Genomic DNA, 21567 nt, shown 5'->3' on the forward strand with positions numbered 1-21567 from the left:
CCCTTTTCAACTGATTATCAAACCGTAAACAAAATCCATTTCGTATCTTGGGTAGAGCAATCAACCAATAGCCAAGACCCATGAAACTAACGTTTACGCTACTTGTGAGCTTGGTGGCGCTGGCCATGACGGGCTGCTTTGCCTCACGCGAGGCCCGAGTAGAATCGGATTATAGCTATACGGGCAATTTTCGCCGCTATCGGACCTATGATTTCATTACCGGCCAAGGCTTAGCCGCCGATACCAGTCGCTTGGGTGAGGTGCTGCGCGAAGCCATCCGGACTCGCATGCGGGTGCAGGGGTATCGGCCTGCTCGTAGCCGCGCCGACTTGCTGGTAAACTTTCGCGTGTTTGAAGGGGATATGCGTTTTCGTGGCTACGCTCAGGAAGACCTCACGCGCTGGGTGACTACCGGCGTCGTAGAGGATGACGAGACTCCTAAAGACGAGCGGCAGGGCTACAAGCCAGTGAAACTGCTGCTCACCGAAGGTACTTTATTGGTTACGCTTATCGATAATAAAACTAATCGTGCCGTTTGGAATGGCTACGCCTCGGGCGTAACGGTGCCCCCAGGAGTACAGGGCGAAGTAGTGTTAAAGCGCTCCGTGCGGTCTATCTTCGACCGTTACCAGATCTTTACGGAAGGCTATCTGGAAAATAACGGGCAATAGCTGCCTTTATACTTTCCGCTGCTCCGTGGTTTCGGCCCAGCGTGGATTGTAGCGGATAAAGCCAAATAAATACAGCATTAGTGCCCGCGAATAGCGAAAGACCAGCGGCATGGTCAGTACCGTAGCGATGGCTACGGTCAGCACATATACCCACGCTGGCGGGTCGCCGGCCAGGTAGTACAGGCCCACGCCGCTGAGCGCAAAAATTGCGACCGAGAAGCCGTAGCTCATAAACATTGCCCCCCAGTAAAAGCCCGGCTCCGGCTCGTAGCCCTGCCCGCAAACCGGACACGAGTCCGGCATCTGGGAGAACTTGGTAATGCGATGGGTCGGGTACGAAAACAATGGGCCCTGATGGCAGCGCGGACAGCGCAAAGCCAGCATTGCGAAGAAGGAAGAGCGAACCGGTTTCATTGGATAAGCTAATATTTGCCCTCCATGCCTGATCGGCAAAGTCTGGGTATGACCAGCCGTAAGCGTAAAGTGCTGATCTTACTTTATGCTTACGAGACAAAAAAGCCGGGGTTGGAGCTAGCCCGTCCCGCTGCTGAGTTAACGACGGCTACTGGGTATGCGAAATTGCAGGCCGATAGAAGGCACGATAGTCACTCCTTTCAGCGTAGTTGAGCGGTTATTCAGCAACTGATATGTGCCGTAGTTTTGGTAGAACACCGACACGGCCGGAATAACGTAGGCGTAGCGGTAGCCGATTTTGGCATTGATAAAACCGCCGAAAGCGCCATAATCCTGCTTCTGACTTAAGCCTGCCAACAGGTTGTTGGTACCAATCTGATATACTTTATTGGAGTCGAAGCCATAGCGTACGAACGTGTGCGTATACACCACACCGAACGATAACGCGCCAATTTCCTCTTCCGGCCCAAACGATTTGCTGAACACCAGCGGCACGATTAGGTCGTTGCGGTTGGCCCGAAAGCTTAGCACATCCGCGATATTGTCGAGGAAAGGAATGTTGGGAAGCTTCGCGCGCTGGGTGGCAAACTGCAATCCGATGCTGCCGTACATGGCACCCGCTTGGCCACCAGGGCTTTCCGGCGTGCCTGTTGGACCCAAAAATTGGTACATAGCATCAAAAACGTGTGAGCCGAAAGCGTACTTGTAGCCTGCATCCACGCGGTCGGTGATGCCGTAGCGCACGTACAGGTCGGCGGTGGGCTGTACGGGGTCGAGCACATAGGCCAGGGCCGCAGACTGTAATCGGTCGACGGCAGCGCTATACTGCACCGTGTCTTTGCGGGCGGCAGCCGAAGCGGCATCCTTCAGCGTAGAGCCAGCCTGGTCGAGGGTTGAGGTAGCTACGTTGAAGGCCGTATTGCCGCCCACCCGAAACTCGCCGCGGGGCGTAACCTTGCCCGAGCTGGTGAAGGTGCGCGGCGCGGTGCAAGCCGTAGCCAGCAGCGCTAACAGGGTTAAATAGCGAAGAATGGAAAAGCGGTGCATAGCCATAGGGGAGAGGAATAAAGCGGAGCGAAGGTGGTGAAAAAGCTCCCAGCGCCAAAATCAGGCCGGAAGCCTAACCAATCGAACCATAGTACCATAAGGCTCCTGTCTCCCCCAGATTCAGAGGATCTTGCTGGTTTATCATCGCATCCTGGCATATTTGCCCCCCAATGCTGACTTTATTGCTTTCCTGGGTAATAACAGCCATCGTCACGACGACGGTGGGCCGGGCTGCGTGGGCTTGGCTGCGGAGCAGGGGCCTGCCCGGCACCGAGAACCCCTTGCCATTGGAATGGCTTAGTCTGTTGGGCCTATGTGTGCTGGCACCCATCGTGGGGGGCATTTCGCTGAGTTGGGCCATCAGTCCAAATATTCAGTTGATAGTAATAGTCAGTGTATTAGCTCTGATGCTGGCGCAACGAAAAGAAATAGCTACTGATTTCCGCCAAAGCTGCCGGGCGTTTTTACAGCCACCTAATCGATACTTATTCCTTACTGGCCTAGTGATTCTGGGCGTACTCGGCATTCGACTGCTCCACCAAAGTACTTTGGTGCCCGCCAATTTTGACTCAGGGCTGTATCATTTTCAGACGTTAAAATGGCTGAATGAATACCCAACGGTGCCGGGGCTGGGCAATCTGCATGGGCGGCTGGCCTTCAATTCTAGCTGGTTTCCGCTCCTTTCCTTATTTCGCTACGATAGTCCGCTGGGGCCGGTGTATGGGCTGGGGGGCTTTTTGTATGGGTTACTGCTGGTCGCATTGGTGCGGGCAACGACAGGGGCAAGGTGTGGTTCGCGGGAGGCCTGGGCACTGCCGCTGCTGTTCTTTCTGCTGCTCTGGAGCTTTCAGATCTGGCTGTCGTCGCCGGCCCCCGACTGCGTGCTGCCGGTGCTCTTGATTTTTGCCTTTCTGCGCTATGCCCGCAAGTGGGAGCTAGGCCACGGCCACCGCTTCGATACCGATACCGTGGTGGTCGGGCTGGTTATTTTGCTCGCTGTTACCATAAAGCTCTCGGCGCTGCCCGCCTTGCTACTGCCTCTGCACAGCCTGTGGGCCAGCCGCCGTGCTATGGTCAGTCGCCACTGGAGTGTAGTGGTGGGGCTCGTATTCTGTATGCTTACGCCCTGGCTGGTGCGCGGTATCCTGTTGTCCGGCTACCTGCTTTATCCCGTCGCCGCCCTCGACTGGATCAGTGTAGACTGGAAAATTCCGCTGGCCTCCGTTCAAAAGGAGCAGTACATGATTATGAACATAGGCCAATGGACAACGCACTACACCTGCCTGCCGCCTTACCAAACGGTAGTCGAATGGGTGCCTCACTGGTGGCTTACCCAAAGCAGCTTCATGCGGGGCGTTATGCTGCTGGCCGCTGGCTCGGTGGTGCCGGCGGTGGTGCGCTGGCGCAAATTGCCTTCCCACGAGTTGGGTAGTGCGGCTGGCTGGCTAACGGCGTGGCTGGGGTGCTTTTTTTGGTTCTGGGCCGCGCCTGACTACCGTTTTGGGGTAGGTTTTCTGCTGGTGGCTGGCTTGTGGCCCTGGCTGGGGCTTGCTCCAACGCAGCCGCGTAGCAGGACCGTCGCGTGGTTGCCGGTATTGCTCACATTGGCCTGGGGCCTTCATGCCCTGTGTGATCCACTGTACCAGTTGCGCACGCAGCCGCAGTCGTTCGCACGCCGCCTGCTGTGGCCCGCCCCGGCCCCCGCTGTGCCCACGCTTCTCCTGAAACCGAGCAAGGGCCTGGTGGTGCGCGTTCCGCAGGTCGGTATTCAGTGCTGGAATGCCCCTTTGCCCTGCGCTACCTGCCCGGAAATTGAGTTAGAAATGCGCGGTGCCACGTTGGCCCAGGGCTTTCGGCCGCCGCCGACCCCAACTGGTCGTATGTGCTGCTTAGAAGCACCGGATTAGGCGTGCCCAAAGCCTGACAGTTAGAAGTAAACCGCCGCCAGCGAACCTTGCACCTGCCAGCTGCCTGTTCCTAGCCATGAGCCTGATGATTCTGTTGCCAAAGCGCATAGCAAGCGAAAGGCGTATGACTCGTATCAAATGGAAGCTAGCACAGCTGCTTGCTTTAGTGGGCTTTGTATTCAACGCACCGCTAGTATCTAGTCAGAATCAGAGTCCAAAGCAGGGGGCTACGGTTTATGTATTTCTGGCCGAAACCTGTCCAACCAGCCAACAGGCCATGCTGGCGCTGCGCGACCTGAATGCGACGCGCTGGCCGCTATTACGGTTGGCAAACCGGTGGCCGTAGTTCGCACCGAAGCGATAGGCTGCTTTATGGCGGAATAAGGCAGCGAAGTAATTAGTTGAAGCGTCAATAGCACCTATTTTGATAAGTAGCTTTGCTTATCATCAATCACTTAGCGCGCACGCTAGTGTCAGCGTCATATTTTGGCTATTTTGGACAACAATGACCCATCCTCCCTTCCTTTCCCGCCTCACCAAACTGCTCGCCTTTGGCTGCCTGAGCTGTTGGCTGGGAGCTTGCACCACGCCGCGTACCAGTGCGCCAGGTACCGTTTCTAGTAATGCCATTAATAAATTTGCGGCTGACTCAGCCCTGCGACGCATTGCGACCGCGCAGGATGCCCGCCAGACGGCGTTGCTGCTGCCTTACCTCCGTCGGCCCGAAGCTGCTTATCGGCGCGAGGCAGCCTTAGCCTTTGCTTCGGTGCAGGACAAAGCCGCGACATCAGCCTTGGTTACCTGCCTTAGTGATACCGACCCCGGCGTGCGGCAGGCGGCGGCGTATGCCCTCGGCCAGACTGCCGATAGCACCGCTGCCCCAATGTTGCGGCAGCGCATGGCTACCGAGCCTGATCCGGGGGCGCGGCGGGCAGTCCTGGAAGCTTTCGGTCGCTGCTTCACCCGCGGCGAGCTGAACGCCCTGCTGCGTTTGCCCCCCGGCCTTGCCTTCGATACGGCTGCTTTAGCTGGCCAAGCCTGGGGACTGTATCGGGCCGGCTTGCGCGGCGTGACCTCGGAGGCGGCCGTGGCGCGGCTGATGCAGCTGCTGGAGCTTCCGAATCCGCATGGCGCGCGCCTGGCGGCGGCCAATGCCCTGGCGCGTACCCGCGGCCTTGATCTGGCCATCTACGCCGGTGCGCTTGAAAGAACAGCTCAGGCCGATCCGGCTTATGCCGTGCGTAGTGCCGCCGCCGCCGCGCTGGCCAAGGCCGCCGAAGCGCCATCCGTGCCCGGCGTGCTGGCAGCCATCACGCGCCGCGACCCGGAGTATCAGGTGCGCGTGAGTGCTTTGCGGGCAATGAACGCGGCGATGTACGTGCCGGTGAAAGAGGCGGCCTGGGCTGCCCTAATGGATAAAAATGATCAGGTAGCGCTTACGGCAGCCGAGTTTTTTCTGACGTACGCTACCGAGGAGCCCGGCACGTTATTTCTGGAAAAAGCCAACAAGCTAAAGCAGTGGCGGGTGCGGGCTACCTTGCTGGCAGCGGCACTCAAGCAGCGGGGCGAAGGCCGGGAAGCCATTCGGCGAGACGTACAGGCGCGCTACACCGCCGCAACCGATCCTTACGAAAAAGGCTACTTGCTGAAGGCCCTGGGTGAAGACCCTGACGCTTACGAGTTCGTTTCTACGGCCACATTTGCCCCCCGGCAGTCGGTCGTAGTCGGGACGTACGGCATGGAGGCGCTGGTAGCCATGCGGCGCGTGTCAGACTTTCCGGAAGCCCAATATCCCGCTTTCGTGCTGTTGTTGCAGCGAGCCGTAGGAAGTGGCGACGTGGCTGTTATGGGTATTGCCGCCGAGGCCATCCGCAACCCCAAGCTGAGTGTGCCGCCGTTGCTGGCCTCGGCGGATTTCCTGGTTCAGGCCCGCGACAAGCTCACGATGCCCCGCGACCTCGAAGCTTGGCAATCGTTGCAGCAGACAATCGATTACCTCAATAAAATGCCCCCCACGCCGCTGGTAACCTCTTCCATCGTAGCGCACCCGATTAATTGGACGACGGTAAACAGAATCCCAACCGGACAGCGGGCAATGGTGCGCACAAGTAAGGGTGATATCGTTTTTCAGCTGCTGGTAGAGGCCGCGCCGGGCTCAGTGGCTAACTTCGTGGAGCTGGTTGAGCAGGGTTTTTACAACGGCAAGAACTTTCATCGGGTAGTGCCCAACTTCGTGGCCCAGGGTGGCTGCCCCCGCGGCGATGGCTGGGGCAGCACCGAGTACAACCTGCGCTCCGAATTCGCCGATCTGCGCTATGGCGCGGGGGCCGTTGGGCTGGCTTCGGCTGGCAAAGACACCGAAAGCTGCCAGTGGTTTATCACCCACGCCCCCACGCCCCACCTCGATGGCCGCTACACTATTTTCGCTCAGGTCGTTAGCGGACTGGAGGTAGTAAGTCGCCTGGATATTGGAGACAAGATTGATCGGATTGAACTGGTGCGCTAGCGTCCAAAAAAAGCCCCCCAGAAAGATTCTGGGGGGCTTTTTGTAGTTCAGAAAAACATTCCTAAACCTGCTTGTCCTCGCGGCCATGGACCTGGGCCGGTGGAGTAGTAGCTTCAACAGCCGTGAAGCCTTCCAGAATTTTGTAGGTGTGCGCGGCGCCTTTGGGCACTACCCACGAGTTGCCGGGCTCTAGAACGACGACCTGGCCTTCTGAGTGAAGCTCAGCGCGGCCGCTGATTACGTAGCCCACGGTCTCATAGGGCCTGGATACGGGCTCCTTGTCATCGCTGGGCTGCTCGTTTTCCCAAAGGCGCATCGATACGTTCTTGCCCGAAGCGAGGTATTTCTCCCCATCATTGCCTTTGGGTGAGTGGTGAGAGTCGATTTTGATGATGGTGGAATCAGACATAGAAGGGGCGTTTTGGAGTGAAGTGTAGAAGATTGTATTTTCATAACGAGCAAGGCCGCGCCGCGGTTGTCCGCGCATAGCTACCCCCAAACCTTCGCCGCTGCCGATTGTTGGTGCTACTTCCACTGACGTTATTTTAGGACTGCCCAGGACCCGATGGCCGCACTAGGATCAAATATTCAGCGCCTTTACGCATATCCTTTATGTCCGAAGAATTTGTTCAGACGCTGGCTTTAGCGCACCATCAAGCCCCCGTGCCGTTGCCGGCGCACGCGTTTTGCCACTGGGCCGATAACTTACTGGCTTTGCTATTTCCGGAGCGCGCTGACCGCCAACTCTCCGGCGCGGATGCCGTGGCGGCTACGTTAAGCCAACTGCGTGCTAACCTGATTGCCCTGCTTCGGCCTGTTCTAACGTTGCATTCTCCCGATGCCGTGGCAGCGGCGTTAGACGCGCGGCTCCCGCACCTGCGACAGCGGCTGCTGCTTGATGCAAACGCCATTGTGGCCGCCGACCCCGCCGCGCAGGGCATCGCCGAGGTCGTATCCACGTATCCGGGCTTCTATGCTATTGCCCTGCACCGGCTGGCGCATGCCCTGCACCAGGCAGCAGTGCCCCGCGTACCACGCCTACTCAGCGAGTATGCTCATGCCCGCACCGGCATTGATATTCACCCAGGGGCCCACATTGGTCCTTCCTTCTGCATCGACCACGGGACCGGCATCGTGGTCGGCGAAACGGCAGTCATTGGGGCCCATGTCAAGCTATTCCAGGGCGTTACGCTCGGTGCTCTGAGCGTCGCTAAGCACCTGCAGGGCATTAAGCGCCATCCTACCATTGAAGACCACGTCGTGATTTATGCCAATGCGACCATCTTGGGGGGCAATACCGTAGTAGGTAGCCACAGCATTATTGGCGGCAACGTCTGGTTGACGGATAGCGTCCCTTCCCATTCCCGCGTTTATCACAAAGCGCAGCTTCACGTCACGCGGAGTGAAGACCCAAACGCAGATATTTCGTTTTCTATTTGAGAACAGAGAAGTGAGATAAGAGGAGCGAGAAATGGGACTTATTACACTACAAATCATCAAACCATACTATCACCTCTCACTTCTCTGTTCTCGCGCCCAAGTACTCACTTCTAAATACTTACTTCTAAATAATGAAAGCTAACACCATTCTCGACACCATCGGCAATACTCCCTTGCTACGCCTGAATCGTCTGTTTGCCGACCGCCCCGACGTGGAGGTCTGGATGAAGCTGGAGCGCGCCAATCCCGGTGGCAGCATTAAAGACCGCATTGCCCTCGCCATGATTGAGCAAGCCGAAAAAGACGGCATCCTCGGCCCTGATAGCCTGATTGTGGAGCCAACCTCCGGCAATACCGGCGTCGGTTTAGCCATGGTGGCCGCCGTAAAAGGCTATAAGCTTACCCTGGTAATGCCCGAATCAATGTCCATTGAGCGCCGCCGCCTCATGGCAGCCTATGGCGCCAGTCTGGAGCTGACGCCCCGTGAGAAAGGCATGAAAGGCGCTATTGAAAAAGCGAATGAAATCGTGCAGGGCACGCCCGGCGCCTGGATGCCCATGCAGTTTGATAACCCCGCCAACATTAAGGTACACGCCGAAACAACCGCCCAGGAAATTCTGCGCGACGCGCCCGAAGGCTTCGACTATCATATCACCGGGGTTGGTACCGGGGGGCATATTACGGCCGTGACGGAGGTGCTCAAGCCCTTATTCCCAAAGATGCTGACCTACGCCGTAGAGCCAGAACTGTCGCCGGTTATTAGCGGCGGCGCACCTGGCCCGCACCCCATTCAGGGCATCGGCGCTGGCTTCATTCCTAACAATCTGCACACTGATATTCTGGATGGCACCATTCAGGTAAGCCAGCAGGCCGCCTTCGATATGACCCGCCGTGCGGCCCGCGAGGAAGGGATTTTTGTGGGTGCCTCGTCGGGGGCTTCTCTGGCCGCCGTAGCCCAAAAGCTGCCCGAAATGCCGCAGGGTAGCCGCGTGCTCACTTTTTGCTACGACACCGGCGAACGGTATCTGTCCGTGGAAGGATTGTTCGTCTGAACCACGGATTGACGCGGATTTCGCAAACATCTTTCGCCCGTATACGCCGATGCAAAAAGCCCCCCAGAAAGATTCTGGGGGGCTTTTTCGTAAAGTAAGCGCGTCGTTTACAAAATCGGTACAATCCAAAAAATCCGCGCCAATCCGTGGTTCAGACAAAAGGCCCAGCTTGATAAGCCGGGCCTTTCGAATAAGTGGAGAATATCGGAGTCGAACCGATGACCTCTTGCATGCCATGCAAGCGCTCTAGCCAGCTGAGCTAATCCCCCATGTTGTATTTTACCATTCACCTTTCGTGTTTGGTGGGACAAAAGTACGGCGCGATTCGGATTCTGCAAGGCTAGGGGGCTTTTTTTGGCAAAATCTTTTCTTCTAATACCCAAAAAAGCGGCCGGAGAATTTCCCCGACCGCTTTTCAAATGAAGTAATCGCTTGGCTTAGTTGAAGATGTAGCGCAAGCCAAACTGCATGTAGTAAGTCGAAGCCAAGGCGTTATTATTTCTGAAAGTAGAAGTGATAGGCTGGCCGCGGTCCGTGGCAAGACGGAAAGTTGGGCGGGTTGTTCCACCTGGGGTAAGAGCAGCCGTGTTCGTTGGCACCAGGACGGATGCGTTGTTGATCGAACGTATGATACCCCAGTTCTCGTTGAGCAGGTTGCCAGCATTGAAGATATCAAGTGTAAACTGTAGGGTATTGCGCTTCTCGCCTAGGTTCAGGAAAATATCCTGAGCAAGCTTCACGTCTACCTGATGACGCCATGGCTGCAGAGCACCATTGCGCTCAGCATACTGACCTTTACGGTTCCGCAGGTAATCATCCTGCTCGATATACTGGAAGAACAAGTCTTTCTGACGAGCTCCGCTAACGACGTTAGGCGCAGCAGTTGTGCCATAGTTGAAATCGGTGAAGTCAATTTCCGACCCATTGGCTGGCACATAAATCAGGTCGTTATTCTGTCCGTCACGGTTAAAATCACCGCCGTACACATAAGAGAAGCGACCTTGTCTGGAACCCTCATAGAATAACGAAATCTGAGTACCTAAGTGCCCGAAATACTCCTTGCGGTAAGATAGCGAAGCAATTACCCGATCTGGTACTACGTAGTTAGCGTAGCTAAGCTCTGGGCTGTTCGAGTTGTTAACGATTTGAGTACCTGACCAAGTGTTCAGCAGCTGGTCGCCGCCACCATCAAACAGAACCTCGGCGGCGCTGCGTACATAAGCTACCGAAGCAAACAGGCCGTTGTCGAAGCGCTTGTCCAGCTTACCGGCCACCGACCAGTAGTAACCTTTATGGGCGTTGTCGAGAACAACTGTGTTGAAAGCCTGGGTGCCTCTTGTGTCGCCAGTAGCCACCGGCTGGTTAGGACCAGGGCTGGTAGCATTAGTAGGAGCGTTAGCCGGCGTCAGCGGATTAATAAACCTGTTAAAAACGGTACTTGGATAAATCGGGCGGCTGTCTGGGTAGCCAGCAACGTTCAGTGGCTGGGCTTCTACCAGGTTAGGGTTGCGACCCAGGGCTATTGTTAGGTCTTTGTTGTAGATACCTTCCAAGCTTCCTACGATACCGAAAGGCAATTGAGCATCAACAGCTAAGCTACTCTTCCAGGTCTGTGGGTTTTTGAAATTGCGATCAGTTGCGCTGAGCGTACCGGGAACTTGGGTGCCGGCAACTGGAGGCGTATCCGGACGGTAAGCGGCTGGATCTGGATTGAACGGACCAGGAGTGCTGGCACCTGATGAAGTGGTAGTGAACTGAATCAAACCAGCATCACCGGACTGAGATACAATCCACACGGTGGGAACACGGCCAGCGAAGATGCCGCTACCACCACGCACTTGCAGCGTGCGGTCACCCTTCACATCGTAGTTGAAGCCTAAGCGCGGCGACAACAACACCCGGTTCTTGGGCAGTACGCCAGTGTCGATTTGTTCGCCGTTAGCAAATGAAAGATTTGCTACTATCGGGTGCGTTTGAATCTCTTGTACATCCAAGTAGGCATTCAGTTCAGCCCGCAAACCGGCGGTTACCCGCAGCTTATCATTAACATTGATTTCGTCCTGAGCATATACTGAGCCCTGGGCTGTTTTGAAGCGAGGAAAAGCTTGCTCAAAACCGGGCAGGAGCGAATACGTGAGGGCAAAATCACGAGGCTTTGCTCCACTTTTAAATTCATCCCACGAGTTGAACGTGTAGTAGCTGGTAGCAAAACGCTGGAAGCCGTTTTTGGTATTCTGCAAGTCAAATTGCAAACCAGCCGTGAGGTTATGAATGCCCAGTGTGAAGTTGGTAAAGTCGACAACCGAATAGGTTTCTACCTCGCGCAGGTTACCAAACGTGAAGGGCTCGTAGCCAAACGAAGTGATTGGATTTACGCCAGCAGTGACAGCACCGGTAGTTGGGTTAACGCTGCCATCCAGAATATCAACGAACGGAAACGGCGCACTGTCGGAGCTGCGTGGGTCGTTCTGCTTGGTGTAGGTGGCTCGCAAGGTATTAAAGAACTTACTCGCGAAGGTAGAGTTCACCTCAGCGGCCAGCGAGTAGAAATTAGCCTCCTGGTAGTAGTTCGAATTCTTGAAAGGAAGAGCGAAGTTACTCGTACGGGCATTTGGGAAAGCGGTTAGCGGACTGCGCGAGGTGCTAACTGAGATTGGGTCTTTGCTTTCTACCTGGTTGTAGCGAACGCTAACGCGGTGATTGGTGCTGATATTCCAGTCCAGACGGCCCAGCATCGTCGTACGATTTCTCTCAAAGGGATAGGCTCCGTAGCCGCCGGTTTCGTAGTTATAGGTGTCGCGCAGGTAAGTGCTGACCTCATCTAGAAACTCAGCTCTAGGCCGTACAATATTAGAAGGGCTGTTAGGCCCGCCGAACGGCAGCGCGTCGGTAGAAGCCAAGTTTTGCTGTCCAGGAGTGGTGGCTTTTCTTTGCTCAGCATTCACAAAAAAGAACAGCTTGTCTTTAATGATCGGACCACCTAAGCGAAAGCCATACTGGTTTTCATCCAGCGTCTGTTTTGGGAAAGTTTCATCACCTACTTTATTTCCCTGCTGTTTGTCACCTCTCCAGTAGCTATAAACCGAACCGGAAAAATCGTTGGTGCCGGAACGGGTTACGGCGTTAACGGCGCTACCAATAAAACCCGACTGGCGTACATCGAAAGGAGTAACGTTTACCGTAATCTCCTGCACGGCATCTAGGGAGATGGGGTTACCGCCAGCCGGCAGGTTGCCGCCGATACCGAAGTTGTTGTTGAAATCGGATCCGTCGATAGTAATGTTGTTCTGACGGAAGTTGCCACCACCAATAGAGCCGGTAGAGGTAGACGAGGCCTGCGGCGTCAAACGGGTGAAGTCGTTCAGGCTTCGGCTGATCGTGGGCAGGCGCTCAATTTCCTGAGTGCTTACGTTGGTGGTAGAGCCAGCCCGGCCGGCGCTGAGCACGGAGCGGGAATCTTCCCCCGTAACAACCACACCAGCCAGTTGGGTAGTAGCCTCGCTCAGGTTCACGTCCAGGCGCAACACCTGGCCTAGGGTCAGAGTGATGTTATTCCGTACAGCCTCTTGGTAGCCAATAAACGTAATACGCACGTTGTAAGGCCCACCTACGCGCATGTTCTGCAGATTAAAGCGTCCTTCTGCGTTGGTAGGCGCTACGTACTGCGTATTGGTGGGGGTGTGAACGGCAATTACCGTAGCCCCTGGTAGCCCGGCGCCAGTCTGGTCGGTAATAATACCGGTCATGGCTGCCGTGGTAACGCCCTGCGCCCAACCCAGCCGCGCTGTGCAAACGCTTAACAGCAGCAACAACAGCAAGTAGCGTAAACGTAACTGTTTCATAAAGAGGAAAAAAGGTGAAAAAAAGAAGAAGCCAGACGACGGCGCTGCAAAAGTACTGATGACTTTCTAGCTATGCATTATCGAATCATTAACTATTCTAACAAAAGTTAATAGGTCCAATTTGCGGCCGCAAAGGTAAAAGGCAATCTCACAATTTAGGTCGCACAGCCTTAATAAATCTACTGAGGTAATAATCAGTATCCAAACTGTTCTCAGTGACTCCTAAAGAGCTGGAAGCGTGGATAAACTGTACACTTTCGGCGGTAGCTTCCGTGACCATGCCTACGTGCGTGATGCGATTGCTGCCCGGCGAAGCACCAAAGAAAACCAGGTCGCCGACTTGGAGCTCTTGGGGGCGAACGGGGGTTCCCCATTCGGCCTGCTCGTTGGAAGAGCGCGGAATATCAACGTTAATAGCACTAAACGAAGTAGCGAGCAGGCCTGAGCAGTCCATGCCGAGGCGAGTGGCGCCGCCCCACTTATAAGGAGTGCCCTCGTAAGAGCGAGCCGTTTGAACAACTGTAGCCAGCTCACGACTTATGTTAGCGGGTAGTTTACGCCGTCTGCCGCGCTTGGCTACTATCTTGGTTTTCCCTCGTGACGATGCGTATTTGCCCTTGGTTTTGGAGCCCCCTCTTCGTCTTTCTTCCGCTTTGATGCGGGCCATCTCACGGGCTGAGTGGTAGCGCCCATCGCGATAGTTTACTTTTTTTGCGCCACCGCAACTGGCTAGCCAAGCCAGCGTTATTAGTAGCAGCATAGCTACCTGGCGGCTATACTGTCTCGAAACATGTACCTTCGTAGGGTGTTTCTGCATTAGCTCAAAGATACGCGAATCAGTCATTTGCTTTCAAATTTCGATGAATTTTCAACCGCTCACCCCCGAATTACTGGTGGCTTTTGAGGCCATCGTGGGCCCCTCGCACCTTCTCACGGCTCAACGCGCTGAAGTGGCTGCTACCGCCGATGCCTACGCCGACTATGGCCGCGACCACACGGAGGACCTGCATTTCGCCCCTGACGTTGTTTTACGCCCTGCTAACGTTGAGGAGATAAGTCAGATTGTGCGATTATGCCACCAGCACCGCATACCTGTCACGCCCAGGGGGGCCGGCACGGGCCTGAGTGGGGGCGCTTTGCCTGTGCATCATGGTGTGGTACTAAGCACCGAGCGCTTCAATAAAATTATTGAAATTGACGAGCGCAACCTGCAGGCGACTGTCGAGCCGGGCGTTATCAACCAGGTATTTCAGGAAGCTGTACAAGCGAAAGGGCTGTTCTATCCGCCCGACCCAGCCAGCAAGGGCAGCTGCTTTCTGGGGGGCAATTTGAGCCAAAGCAGCGGCGGACCAAAGGCTGTTAAATATGGCGTAACCAAAGACTATGTCCTCAATCTGCAGGTTGTGCTGCCCACCGGCGACATTATCTGGACGGGGGCCAACGTGCTCAAAAACGCTACTGGCTACAACCTGACCCAGCTGATGGTCGGCTCAGAAGGTACACTGGGCATCATTACACGCATCGTATTTCGCCTGATACCCCATCCGAAGCAGGACATTGTATTGCTGGTGCCCTTCCGCGACCAGACGCAGGCGGCGGCGGCTGTTTCAGAGATATTCCGGGCTGGCATCGTGCCTTCCGGAATGGAGTTTATGGAGCGCGAGGCCATCGAGTGGTCGGCGCACTACTTGAGTATCCCGTTGAATTTGCCCCCCGACATCACAGCTCACTTACTTATCGAGTTGGATGGCAATGAGCTGGAGCAGTTGTATAAAGATGCTGAGCTGGTGTATGGCGTATTAGAGAAATATGACATCGGCGAAATACTGCTCGCTGACACTGCTACCCAGAAAGATGAGCTGTGGAAAATACGCCGCAATGTGGGTAATGCCGTGCGTTACAACTCCGTGTATAAGGAGGAGGATACCGTAGTTCCCCGCGCCGAATTGCCGACCCTATTAAAAGGAGTAAAGGAAATTGGTCGTCGCTATGGTTTTACCTCCGTGTGCTATGGCCACGCCGGCGACGGTAACCTGCACGTCAACATTATTCGCGGGAACTTGGATGACACAATGTGGCACGACGAATTACCGAAGGCTATTCGGGAGATATTTCAGCTTTGTGTGAAACTGGGTGGCACCATCTCTGGTGAGCACGGCATTGGGCTGGTGCAAAAACCCTACATCGGCATTGCGCTAGGGGAGGTGCAATTGAACTTGATGCGCGGTATAAAAACTGTTTTCGACCCACATGGTATTATGAATCCAGGTAAGATTTTTTAAATCGAATATACGGTCCATCAAAAAGCCCCCCAGACCTGGTCTGGGGGGCTTTTTGATGGATTGAGGCTTAGGGTAGAGTAAGTCAGCACAAAGCTCATTTGTTGAAACCAAGTCTTTAAATAGCCTCTTGGTCACCCTTCAGCTTATCCTCGCCACCATACGGTGAACCAGCCGTGATGTCGCCGCGCAGGCCGCCGGTAGAAACACCGGGTCCGGTACCAGGCTGTTGAGAGGTAGTCGTGTTCTCGGGGTTTACTTGGGAGCCGACTGCTGGCTGACCCGCACCAGTTATAACAGTAGGTTCCTCCCCAACGGGTCCGGCAATCTCGGTTACCTTTTCAATGTACTGGCGCTTTGCGTCGTCCTCACTTACGCCTTTAAATTTGCTCCAGGAATCCCACTGAGCCTGCGACATGCCCGGCGTGCCGCTAGGATTGTCGGGACTATCGTCGCCAACTACTTCGCCTTTGGTATCGTGGTCACCCTCAGTTGCTTGTTTATACAGGCCATAGAGTTCGGTCATGTGCGCGGCAGCCTGATCACCCGGAAGATTATCTACGCGGGAGATGGCGGCTTCAAATTGTTGCTGTAAGTCCATTTGCTGCTGAAGGTTCATGGCAAGAATGTCTGGGGAAGAAAGTTACGCTATGTACTACCGTGGCACGGCTTTGGTTGCGGACGCAGGCGGCTACTTTTTTGGGCACACGTCCTGATAGTTCGTACTTTTGCCCGCCTATTATGTGTGGAATTACTGGAATATTCGCTTTCTCCGACGCTGGCCGCAATTCGCTGGCCGCGTTGCCGGCTTCAACCGATGCTATTATCAGCCGCGGGCCCGACTCGCAGGGGCACTACGTGTACGATAACGTAGGACTGGGCTTCCGCCGGCTGGCCATTCTCGATCTTTCCTGCGATGGCAACCAGCCCATGACCGACGAGTCGGGTCGCTACACGATTGTCTTCAACGGCGAGATCTTCAACTTTCGGGAGCTGCGCCAGCGTCTTATGCGCAAAGGCCACCAGTTTCATTCCCAGACGGACACAGAAGCTATTCTGCGTCTCTACATTACCGAAGGGCGCAGCTGCTTGAAAAAGCTCAATGGCTTCTTCGCCCTGGCTATTTACGATAAAGAGGAAAACTCGCTGTTTATTGCCCGCGACCGGATGGGGGTAAAGCCTTTGCTCGTGTACCGCGACGAGGATAAACTCTTTTTTGCCTCCGAAATGAAGTCGTTACTGACTTTGGGCGTTCCGCGCAAGATGGACTATGTAGCATTGAGCCATTATCTGCAACTCAACTATATTCCCGGTCCGGCCACCATCTTCAAAGGGGTTAAAAAAGTATTGCCCGGCCACTACCTATATATAAAAGGTCGGAAGGTAGTGGGCAAGGCGTGGTATCGTATTCCCTACGATCCTAAAAAGACACAAAAGAATAAGCTTAGCTACGAGCAACAACAGAAAAAGCTAGTGGAGCTAATGGACGAGGCCGTCGCTCGTCGCCTGGTGGCTGACGTGCCACTAGGCTCCTTTCTGAGCGGTGGTATCGACTCTTCCGCCATTACCGCCCTGGCTGCCCGGCACACACCCCACCTGAATACCTTCAGCATAGGCTTTCGGGACGAACCTTTTTTCGACGAAACTAAATACGCCAATCTGGTAGCTAAAATGCACCAGACCAATCATACGGTCTTCTCCCTTACTAATCAGGATCTGTATGATCATATCTTCGACGTATTAGAGTATATCGACGAACCCTTTGCCGATTCGTCGGCCCTGGCAGTCTACATTCTGAGCAAGCGCACCCGCGAAAAAGTAACCGTTGCTCTGTCCGGCGATGGGGCCGACGAGCTGTTTGCCGGCTACAACAAGCACATGGGCGAGTTTCAGGTGCGGCGCGGGGGCTTCAAGGCCGAAGCCGTCACGGGCCTGAACCTGCTCTGGGACATCCTTCCTAAATCGCGCAATTCGTTTTTTGGCAATCGGATACGCCAGTTTCAACGCTTCTCACGCGGCATGCTCAGCGGCCCCAAAGACCGTTATTGGGATTGGGCTTCTTTCGTAAGTGAGCGCGACGCCCGTAACTTGCTAAGCCCTGCGGCGCGGCGTAAAGTGGGAAAGAGACTGGCTGAAAAGCGCCGACGTGATATTCTACAGCATTTACATGCTGACGGCGACCTAAACGAAGTGCTACTTACCGATATGAATCTGGTATTGCCTGGCGATATGCTTACCAAAGTAGACATGATGAGCATGGCGAACTCGCTGGAAGTGCGGACGCCGTTTCTGGATTATAAAGTTGTCAATTTTGCTTTCTCTCTGCCCGTTGAGAGCAAGATCAACGAGAGCATGAAAAAGCGCATTGTGCAGGATGCCTTCCGCCCAATGTTGCCCGAAGAACTCTACAAGCGCCCAAAACAAGGCTTTGAGGTGCCCTTACTCAAGTGGTTCCGCAATGAGCTGCGTCCTTTGATAACCGACGACTTACTTTCGGACGGCTTTATTGAATCCCAGGGCGTTTTTGACGTAGAAGCCGTCCGAGCCCTCAAAACACAGTTATTTTCTCGCAACCCTGGCGACGTTCATGCTCGTATCTGGGCACTCATTGTATTCCAGCATTGGTGGAAAAAATGGATGATGGGCTAATTTTTGCCCCCCAGTACTTACTCAGCATATAAACTCAGCTTTTCCTTACGCTTTCCTATTCATCCCTTATGAAAATTGCAGTAGTAGGCACCGGTTACGTCGGTCTGGTAACGGGTACCTGTTTCGCCGAAGTTGGTATTGATGTTACATGCATTGATATTGACCAGAAAAAAATTGACAACCTCAAGCAAGGTATCCTGCCCATTTATGAGCCTGGCCTGGAAGAGATGGTGTCGCGCAATGCAGAAAAGGGGCGCCTGCAATTTTCTACTAATCTCGCCGAGGGAATCCACGATGCCGATGTGGCCTTTATCGCGGTCGGAACGCCCCCCGGCGAAGATGGCTCAGCTGACTTGAAGTACGTGCTGGCCGTGGCTCGCGGCATCGGTGAGCATATGAATAGCTATGGCGTCATCGTAACAAAGAGCACGGTGCCCGTTGGTACAGCTGCCAAAGTGCGGGCTGAAATTGAGAAAGCGCTCGAAAAGCGTGGTGTTGACATTGAGTTCGACGTCGCTTCCAACCCGGAATTCCTGAAGGAAGGTGCCGCCATCGATGACTTCCTCAAGCCTGATCGGATTGTAGTGGGGGTGGCCTCCGAGCGGGCCGAAGAGGTGATGACCAAGCTATACAAGCCTTTCCTGCTTAATGGTCATCCCATTATCTTTATGGATATCCCATCGGCTGAAATGACGAAATACGCCGCTAATTCCATGCTAGCGACCAAGATATCGTTCATGAACGATATCGCTAATCTATGCGAGATAATGGGTGCCGACGTGAACAAGGTTCGCCAAGGTATTGGCTCCGATGCTCGCATTGGTACCAAGTTTATCTATCCCGGTATTGGCTACGGTGGCTCCTGCTTTCCCAAAGATGTAAAAGCCCTCATCAAAACAGCCGCCGAGAATGGTTATGATATGCAGGTGCTCAAGGCAGTAGAGAACGTAAACGAGGCGCAGAAGTCAGTGCTGTTCGACAAAGTGAATAAGCACTTTGCAGGCGATCTGCAAGGTAAAAAGATGGCTATCTGGGGTCTTTCCTTTAAGCCCAAAACCGACGATATGCGCGAGGCACCATCACTGGTTATTATTGAGCGCTTGCTGGAAGCTGGCTGCAAGGTATCGGCCTACGACCCGGTTGCTATCAAGGAGGCAAAGCATACACTAGGTGACCGAATTACCTATGCCAAGGACCAATTCGAGGCTCTGATTGATGCTGACGCATTGCTTATTGTTACGGAATGGCCTGAATTCCGCTCTCCAAATTTTGAAGTCCTAGGCCGCCTGATGAAGCAGAAAGCCATATTCGATGGTCGTAATATTTATGATGCTAAGGAATTAAGTGAGGTAGGGTTTACTTACCATTGCATTGGCATCCGCGCCGACCACAAGGAACCAGTAGTTCAGGCCTAACACTCATCAACATACATAACCAAGCATTCTCAAGCATCCCGTATGTCTGACAAGAAACGCATACTTATTACCGGCGGCGCCGGCTTTTTGGGTTCCCACCTCTGCGACCGGTTCCTGGCCGAGGGCTACCATGTCATTGCCATGGACAACCTGATTACCGGCAGCCTGGACAATATCGAGCATTTATTCGGCCGCGAAGATTTCGAGTTTCACCACGCCGACGTATCGAAGTTCGTTTTTGTGCCCGGCAAGCTGGATTACATCCTGCACTTTGCTTCGCCGGCTTCCCCCATCGACTACCTCAAAATTCCGATTCAGACGCTGAAAGTTGGCTCGCTGGGCACCCACAATCTGTTGGGATTGGCGCGCGTGAAGGGTGCCCGGGTCCTGATTGCCAGCACCTCCGAGGTATACGGCGACCCCAAAGTGCATCCGCAGGTCGAGGAGTACTTCGGCAACGTGAACCCCGTTGGTCCCCGTGGGTGCTACGATGAAGCCAAGCGTTTCCAAGAAGCCATCACGATGGCCTACCACACCCACCACGGCCTGGAGACGCGCATTATCCGGATCTTCAATACCTACGGTCCCCGGATGCGCCTCAACGACGGCCGGGTACTGCCTGCCTTTCTATCCCAGGCCCTGCGCGGCGAAAACCTGACTGTATTCGGTGATGGCTCGCAGACGCGCTCCTTCTGCTACGTCGACGATCTGGTGGAGGGTATATACCGCCTGCTGCTCTCCGACTACCCATTGCCGGTAAACATCGGCAACCCGTCGGAAATCACCATCAAGGAGTTTGGGGAGGAAATCGCGAAGCTGACGGGCGTCGAGTTCCGGCCGACCTACCAGGCCCTGCCCGAAAATGACCCCATGAAGCGTAAGCCCGACATCACGAAGGCCAAGGAGATTCTGGGCTGGGAACCCAAGGTAGACCGGGCCGAAGGCCTGCGCCGGACGCTGGAGTATTTCAAGGACCGCGTATGAGCCTTATTGCATGACACAACCGTACCTCATAGAATTTCCTAAACTGGGCGATTCTACCATTGGGTTTATTTCCGTAACCGAAGAGCTGCGCTCGATTCCCTTCGAGGTAAAGCGCACGTTCTGGACGTACTATACGCCGGAGAGCATCGTGCGGGGGCGGCACGCGCACCACCTCACGGAGCAGGTGCTGGTAGCGGCCGCCGGCCGCATCATCGTCACGACGGAAATGCCCGATGGTACGGTAAATGTGCATCGTTTGGAGGATCCACACGTGGGCCTGTACGTACCACCATGCACCTGGCACACCATGCAATACTCGCATTCGGCAGTGCAGCTGGTTTTTGCCTCTCACCCCTATGACGAGCAAGATTACATTCGCCGGTATGATCAGTTTCGGGAGGTATGGAAAGCGTAGATTCCGCCCTGCTTGCGCAACGAGCAGCAGCACTGGCTTTCTATTCTCCTTATAATTTCTTGCGGAAGGTAGTTCCGACTGAGCCCCAGCAGGAGCTGTTCGGGGCGGGCAGAGCGGCGCGCTTCGGCACCGGGTCGGCGAATGAAGTGGTGTTTACCCACGAGGCAGGGCAGCTGCTGTACGCGGCCCTGCCCTGGGATTCGGATTTCTTCGCCACGCCTACCTACCGCTTGTTTACCGGGCTTTTTGCGGAGAAATGCCCCCCAGCCGACCGGGTGGCTGCCGTGCGCTCCTTTCAGCGCCAGCTGGCGGCCACAGGCGCGTACTACTGCTTTAGCGAGGTGCCATGCGAGGATACCATGCTGCTCCAGACCCTGACGGCCAGCGGCTGGCGGCTCGTGGAGACGCGCCTGCTCTACTACCGCGACAACCTGCTGGCCTTCGGGCAGCCGCGCTATCCGGTGCGCCTGGCCCGCCCGGAGGAAGCGGCCCATATGGCGCAAATCTCGGCCGCGGCTCGGAATGAGTACGACCGCTTTCACGCTGACCCCTGGTTTGGCGCGGCGCGGGCCGATGCTTTTCTGGCCCGCTACGCCAGTGCCGCGGTGCAAGGCTATTGCGACGCCGTGCTGGTGCCCAATGAGCCCGGCCTGCCCCTCGACTCCTTTCTGGCTATCAGCGACTTGCCCGCTGATTCCGCTGCGCTGGGTGTCGACTTGTCCAGGGTCGTGCTCACCGCCGTGGGGCCAGAGAACCGGGGCTGGCACGTGCGATTGGTGTCCGAAACCGTGCACAGGGCCCGTGAAAGAGGCGCGCAGGCGGTCCTGATGACCACGCAGGCCACCAACCGGGCCGTCGTTCGCACCAGCGAAAAGCTGGGATTTCAGCTGGGGGGTAGCAGTCATGTGTTAGCTTGCCATGGCAACCTGACCGCCACCACCTGACC

The 21567-nt window shown here is 55.2% G+C and carries 18 protein-coding genes and 1 tRNA gene; 12 read left to right on the top strand and 7 right to left on the bottom strand.

What is annotated here, in order from left to right; genetic code table 11:
- Positions 1 to 80 precede the first annotated feature (80 nt).
- Positions 81 to 671, top strand: coding sequence for a DUF4136 domain-containing protein (locus B9A24_RS06445; RefSeq protein WP_084444358.1), 591 nt, complete (start codon positions 81 to 83; stop codon positions 669 to 671).
- A gap of 6 nt (positions 672 to 677) precedes the next feature.
- On the opposite strand, the gene B9A24_RS06450 is transcribed toward B9A24_RS06445, so the two are convergent.
- Both B9A24_RS06450 and B9A24_RS06455 read right to left on the bottom strand, forming a co-directional pair.
- Positions 678 to 1085 (bottom strand): DUF983 domain-containing protein, encoded by a 408-nt coding sequence (locus tag B9A24_RS06450; RefSeq protein ID WP_234997041.1) that lies wholly within the window; start codon positions 1083 to 1085, stop codon positions 678 to 680.
- 138 nt (positions 1086 to 1223) lie between these two features.
- Positions 1224 to 2132, bottom strand: a complete 909-nt coding sequence (locus tag B9A24_RS06455) for a hypothetical protein (RefSeq protein WP_143434794.1) — start codon at positions 2130 to 2132, stop codon at positions 1224 to 1226.
- Positions 2133 to 2302: 170 nt separating this feature from the next.
- Here B9A24_RS06455 and B9A24_RS06465 point away from each other — a divergent pair, with 170 nt between their 5' ends.
- The 3 genes from B9A24_RS06465 to B9A24_RS06475 all read left to right on the top strand — a co-directional run bounded on the left by B9A24_RS06465 (position 2303) and on the right by B9A24_RS06475 (position 6545).
- Complete coding sequence (locus B9A24_RS06465; protein ID WP_143434795.1) at positions 2303 to 4039, top strand: LIC_10190 family membrane protein; 1737 nt, start codon at positions 2303 to 2305, stop codon at positions 4037 to 4039.
- Between the two features lie 76 nt (positions 4040 to 4115).
- Positions 4116 to 4385: a hypothetical protein gene (locus tag B9A24_RS06470; RefSeq protein WP_143434796.1), complete on the top strand. Its 270-nt coding sequence runs from the start codon at positions 4116 to 4118 to the stop codon at positions 4383 to 4385.
- Positions 4386 to 4544: 159 nt separating this feature from the next.
- Entirely contained in the window at positions 4545 to 6545 is a 2001-nt protein-coding gene (locus tag B9A24_RS06475) for a peptidylprolyl isomerase (RefSeq protein WP_084444363.1), read from the top strand.
- A gap of 61 nt (positions 6546 to 6606) precedes the next feature.
- Here the strand turns inward: B9A24_RS06475 and B9A24_RS06480 are convergent, their stop codons facing one another.
- On the bottom strand, positions 6607 to 6954 hold the full coding sequence (locus B9A24_RS06480; protein WP_084444364.1) for a cupin domain-containing protein: 348 nt from the start codon (positions 6952 to 6954) through the stop codon (positions 6607 to 6609).
- Positions 6955 to 7157: 203 nt separating this feature from the next.
- Between B9A24_RS06480 and B9A24_RS06485 the strand changes: the two genes are divergently transcribed.
- Together B9A24_RS06485 and cysK are read left to right on the top strand one after the other, a co-directional pair.
- Positions 7158 to 7985, top strand: coding sequence for a serine O-acetyltransferase (locus B9A24_RS06485; RefSeq protein WP_084444365.1), 828 nt, complete (start codon positions 7158 to 7160; stop codon positions 7983 to 7985).
- Between the two features lie 131 nt (positions 7986 to 8116).
- On the top strand, positions 8117 to 9037 hold the full coding sequence (cysK, locus tag B9A24_RS06490; protein WP_084444366.1) for a cysteine synthase A: 921 nt from the start codon (positions 8117 to 8119) through the stop codon (positions 9035 to 9037).
- A 195-nt stretch (positions 9038 to 9232) separates the two neighbouring features.
- On the opposite strand, the gene B9A24_RS06495 is transcribed toward cysK, so the two are convergent.
- From B9A24_RS06495 to B9A24_RS06505, 3 genes are all read right to left on the bottom strand, one after another.
- Positions 9233 to 9306 (bottom strand) — tRNA-Ala (locus B9A24_RS06495).
- A 168-nt stretch (positions 9307 to 9474) separates the two neighbouring features.
- Complete coding sequence (locus B9A24_RS06500) at positions 9475 to 12879, bottom strand: TonB-dependent receptor (RefSeq protein ID WP_084444367.1); 3405 nt, start codon at positions 12877 to 12879, stop codon at positions 9475 to 9477.
- A 148-nt stretch (positions 12880 to 13027) separates the two neighbouring features.
- Positions 13028 to 13639 carry a C40 family peptidase gene (locus B9A24_RS06505; RefSeq protein ID WP_234997043.1) on the bottom strand — a complete coding sequence of 204 codons (612 nt, stop codon included), beginning with the start codon at positions 13637 to 13639 and terminating at the stop codon, positions 13028 to 13030.
- A 100-nt stretch (positions 13640 to 13739) separates the two neighbouring features.
- Here B9A24_RS06505 and B9A24_RS06510 point away from each other — a divergent pair, with 100 nt between their 5' ends.
- Positions 13740 to 15161: an FAD-binding oxidoreductase gene (locus B9A24_RS06510; protein WP_084444368.1), complete on the top strand. Its 1422-nt coding sequence runs from the start codon at positions 13740 to 13742 to the stop codon at positions 15159 to 15161.
- A 115-nt stretch (positions 15162 to 15276) separates the two neighbouring features.
- Here B9A24_RS06510 and B9A24_RS06515 read toward each other — a convergent pair whose 3' ends face one another.
- Entirely contained in the window at positions 15277 to 15777 is a 501-nt protein-coding gene (locus B9A24_RS06515) for an acyl-CoA-binding protein (RefSeq protein WP_084444369.1), read from the bottom strand.
- A 122-nt stretch (positions 15778 to 15899) separates the two neighbouring features.
- On the opposite strand from B9A24_RS06515, the gene asnB reads away from it, so the two are divergent.
- From asnB to B9A24_RS06540, 5 genes are all read left to right on the top strand, one after another.
- Positions 15900 to 17807 (top strand): asparagine synthase (glutamine-hydrolyzing), encoded by a 1908-nt coding sequence (gene asnB, locus B9A24_RS06520; RefSeq protein ID WP_084444370.1) that lies wholly within the window; start codon positions 15900 to 15902, stop codon positions 17805 to 17807.
- A gap of 68 nt (positions 17808 to 17875) precedes the next feature.
- Positions 17876 to 19222 (top strand): UDP-glucose dehydrogenase family protein, encoded by a 1347-nt coding sequence (locus B9A24_RS06525; RefSeq protein WP_084444371.1) that lies wholly within the window; start codon positions 17876 to 17878, stop codon positions 19220 to 19222.
- Between the two features lie 42 nt (positions 19223 to 19264).
- Positions 19265 to 20206 carry a UDP-glucuronic acid decarboxylase family protein gene (locus B9A24_RS06530; RefSeq protein ID WP_084444372.1) on the top strand — a complete coding sequence of 314 codons (942 nt, stop codon included), beginning with the start codon at positions 19265 to 19267 and terminating at the stop codon, positions 20204 to 20206.
- 10 nt (positions 20207 to 20216) lie between these two features.
- Positions 20217 to 20621 (top strand): sugar 3,4-ketoisomerase, encoded by a 405-nt coding sequence (locus B9A24_RS06535; RefSeq protein ID WP_084444373.1) that lies wholly within the window; start codon positions 20217 to 20219, stop codon positions 20619 to 20621.
- Positions 20622 to 20680: 59 nt separating this feature from the next.
- On the top strand, positions 20681 to 21565 hold the full coding sequence (locus B9A24_RS06540) for a GNAT family protein (protein ID WP_143434797.1): 885 nt from the start codon (positions 20681 to 20683) through the stop codon (positions 21563 to 21565).
- Positions 21566 to 21567 lie beyond the last annotated feature (2 nt).

Source organism: Hymenobacter roseosalivarius DSM 11622 (assembly GCF_900176135.1).
GTDB classification, from domain to species: Bacteria; Bacteroidota; Bacteroidia; order Cytophagales; family Hymenobacteraceae; genus Hymenobacter; species Hymenobacter roseosalivarius.

Coding starts and splice junctions, on each gene's coding strand:
- cysK (WP_084444366.1), top strand. CDS start 8,117: ATGAAAGCTAACACCATTCTCGACACCATCGGCAATACTCCCTTGCTA.
- B9A24_RS06535 (WP_084444373.1), top strand. CDS start 20,217: ATGACACAACCGTACCTCATAGAATTTCCTAAACTGGGCGATTCTACC.
- B9A24_RS06525 (WP_084444371.1), top strand. CDS start 17,876: ATGAAAATTGCAGTAGTAGGCACCGGTTACGTCGGTCTGGTAACGGGT.
- B9A24_RS06475 (WP_084444363.1), top strand. CDS start 4,545: ATGACCCATCCTCCCTTCCTTTCCCGCCTCACCAAACTGCTCGCCTTT.
- B9A24_RS06505 (WP_234997043.1), bottom strand. CDS start 13,639: ATGCTGCTACTAATAACGCTGGCTTGGCTAGCCAGTTGCGGTGGCGCA.
- B9A24_RS06455 (WP_143434794.1), bottom strand. CDS start 2,132: ATGCACCGCTTTTCCATTCTTCGCTATTTAACCCTGTTAGCGCTGCTG.
- B9A24_RS06500 (WP_084444367.1), bottom strand. CDS start 12,879: ATGAAACAGTTACGTTTACGCTACTTGCTGTTGTTGCTGCTGTTAAGC.
- B9A24_RS06480 (WP_084444364.1), bottom strand. CDS start 6,954: ATGTCTGATTCCACCATCATCAAAATCGACTCTCACCACTCACCCAAA.
- B9A24_RS06450 (WP_234997041.1), bottom strand. CDS start 1,085: ATGAAACCGGTTCGCTCTTCCTTCTTCGCAATGCTGGCTTTGCGCTGT.
- B9A24_RS06530 (WP_084444372.1), top strand. CDS start 19,265: ATGTCTGACAAGAAACGCATACTTATTACCGGCGGCGCCGGCTTTTTG.
- B9A24_RS06445 (WP_084444358.1), top strand. CDS start 81: ATGAAACTAACGTTTACGCTACTTGTGAGCTTGGTGGCGCTGGCCATG.
- B9A24_RS06465 (WP_143434795.1), top strand. CDS start 2,303: ATGCTGACTTTATTGCTTTCCTGGGTAATAACAGCCATCGTCACGACG.
- asnB (WP_084444370.1), top strand. CDS start 15,900: ATGTGTGGAATTACTGGAATATTCGCTTTCTCCGACGCTGGCCGCAAT.
- B9A24_RS06485 (WP_084444365.1), top strand. CDS start 7,158: ATGTCCGAAGAATTTGTTCAGACGCTGGCTTTAGCGCACCATCAAGCC.
- B9A24_RS06510 (WP_084444368.1), top strand. CDS start 13,740: ATGAATTTTCAACCGCTCACCCCCGAATTACTGGTGGCTTTTGAGGCC.
- B9A24_RS06515 (WP_084444369.1), bottom strand. CDS start 15,777: ATGAACCTTCAGCAGCAAATGGACTTACAGCAACAATTTGAAGCCGCC.
- B9A24_RS06470 (WP_143434796.1), top strand. CDS start 4,116: ATGAGCCTGATGATTCTGTTGCCAAAGCGCATAGCAAGCGAAAGGCGT.